At 35.4% G+C, this 2,308-nt stretch carries 2 protein-coding genes; one reads left to right on the forward strand and one right to left on the reverse strand.

Annotation, left to right across the window (positions count from 1 at the left end):
• Positions 1-353 precede the first annotated feature (353 nt).
• Entirely contained in the window at positions 354-917 is a 564-nt protein-coding gene (locus GQR46_RS18840; protein WP_007583197.1) for a YSC84-related protein, read from the reverse strand.
• Positions 918-1,066: 149 nt separating this feature from the next.
• Between GQR46_RS18840 and GQR46_RS18845 the strand changes: the two genes are divergently transcribed.
• On the forward strand, positions 1,067-2,278 hold the full coding sequence (locus GQR46_RS18845; protein ID WP_007583195.1) for a tyrosine-type recombinase/integrase: 1,212 nt from the start codon (positions 1,067-1,069) through the stop codon (positions 2,276-2,278).
• The last annotated feature ends 30 nt before the right edge of the window (positions 2,279-2,308 follow it).

Below are 2,308 nucleotides of genomic sequence, written 5' to 3' on the forward strand. Positions count from 1 at the left end.
TTTAAAAGAAATTTAGATGAACTTGAAGATGCATGTAATGATTTTAAAAAGCAATTAAAAAAAGCAATCACAGTTTAAGGTTAAAAAAGCGAAAAGCTTTTAACATTAATGCGATAAATATAATAAGATTGTGCCATAGTTATTTCTATCTGGGTAATCGTACACATTAATAGCTTTTTACATGATTAATGTTCCTTAGCTGAGATAGCGATACTGGAATTCACTAACATATTGAGGACGCATTAGCGTTATTAATTACAGCCCATAAATTACGTTATGTTAAATTGGTTGGGTTTTAATAAAGCGAGCGTGATTATACAAACCAGCTCGCTTTTAGGAGAGTAATTTGGTGGTTAATTAAGCTCTGAATCAACCCAAAACTTAGTTCCCTTTAATACAGCTTGTAGTGCAAGGCCATTTTCGGTTACAGAATATACAGTAACTTGATCTGCAATCGCTTCGGCAACTAGTGCACCGCCTTTATCTTCATATTTTGCTGCTGCATCAGCGTTTCCGCCAAATGCCCAACCATGTTCAATAAATCTATTTAGTGCAGCTTGGTTATGAAAAACCATTACAACGTTAAAATCTTTAACGCCTAAACCAAGTCCTAAACCGGCTTCGCCCATATTCATGTAAGTCGATTTACCTGTGAGATTATTTCTAACAACACCGTAACCACCGCCAAAGCTAGCAAGCACTACATTTACATTTGCGTTATCGAATACAGCATAACCAGCGGAGTTAGCAATTTGTTTTTTAACATCAGGTTTTTCAGCGTATAATTTATCTAATGTGTTTGCTTTCATACTTTGTACAAGTGAACGTTTTTCGCTTGGCGATGCACTACCTGTAGTAGCACACCCAGTTAACGCAACAGTTAAAGCAAGTACACTTAGTATAATTAGTTTTTTCATAATGTTTTCCTTAATAAGATATAGCAACCAACAACCATAGAATAATCACGATATTAAAATAATTAGAACTTTACTATGTCCAATACTAGACAGTATCGGACTTTGACGTTATTCTGTAAGTCTATTATTTAATTGAATATTTATACATTATGCTTGTTGCTTTGGTTGATACGTTAAAACAATTAAGATATCAAATTGCCCATCTAGATGACGGTACTCTCAATTCAGAATACCCAGAACTTGCATCCTTTATACAGGAAATTGGCTTGACTGTAACTGAATCAAAAGCCGATCTGACATTCTTGTATCAGTTTTTATATGTTTATGGCCGAAAGTCAGAAGCGACTTATAGTCGTTTTCGAAATGAGCTTGAACGCTTTTATTTATGGTCATGGTTAATAGCAGAAAAATCAGTATTCGATTTAAAACGTGAAGATATTGAAGCTTACGTTGATTTTATGGTCGAACCCGATAAAGCATGGGCTGCAACTTCAGTGCAATGGCGTTATAAAGATGAACAAGGAATTCGTCGATTAAACCAAAACTGGCGCCCTTTTATGCTTAAAGAATCCATTGCTAGTCAGCAAACTTTATCGTCTATGTTTACAGCATTAAATGTGTTTTATAAGTTTGCCTTACTAGAAGAAAAAACATTTGCTAACTTTGTCCCTGTTGTTAAAAAAAATAGTCCGTACTTAGTTGTTCAATCACAAATTCAAATTCCAGACACATTAAGCGATATTCAATGGGAATACGTTTTTGGTGTAACGCGTGATTTATGCGAACATAACCCTGATTTAGAGCGAAACTTATTTACGCTTGCATGTTTAAAAGGTCTTTATCTACGAATCTCAGAATTATCTGAGCGCCCACAATGGTCGCCGGTGATGTCCCATTTTTGGCAAGATAATGATGGTTTTTGGTTTTTACGTATTATGGGCAAAGGTAATAAATTACGAGATGTAACCTTAAGCGATGATTTTGTTGAATATTTAAAACGTTATAGACTATACAGAGGTTTACCTGCCCTTCCCCGTGTTGATGAATCAGATCCCTTGGTTCATAAAATTCGCGGGCAAGGTGGTATGACCGTAAGGCAAATTAGGCGTTTAGTTCAACAAAGTTTTGATTATGCACAGCAATCATTACTTGATGATGGTTTTAAAGATGATGCTGAACAACTTGGCGCTGCAACTGCACATTGGCTTCGTCATACTGGTGCCACACATGATGCGCAAACCAGACCGCTTAAACATTTATCAGAAGATTTAGGTCATTCTAAAATTGCGACTACCGATCAAATTTATATTCAAACAAATATTAAAGAGCGAGCAAAGTCAGGACTTAAAAGGAAAATTTAATGGAGTATTTAGTAATAGCATTTATAGGCG

The sequence above is a fragment of the Pseudoalteromonas sp. Z1A6 genome, assembly GCF_011378745.1.
In the GTDB taxonomy this organism is placed as follows: Bacteria; Pseudomonadota; Gammaproteobacteria; order Enterobacterales; family Alteromonadaceae; genus Pseudoalteromonas; species Pseudoalteromonas arctica.

Coding starts and splice junctions, on each gene's coding strand:
- GQR46_RS18845 (WP_007583195.1), top strand. CDS start 1,067: ATGCTTGTTGCTTTGGTTGATACGTTAAAACAATTAAGATATCAAATT.
- GQR46_RS18840 (WP_007583197.1), bottom strand. CDS start 917: ATGAAAAAACTAATTATACTAAGTGTACTTGCTTTAACTGTTGCGTTA.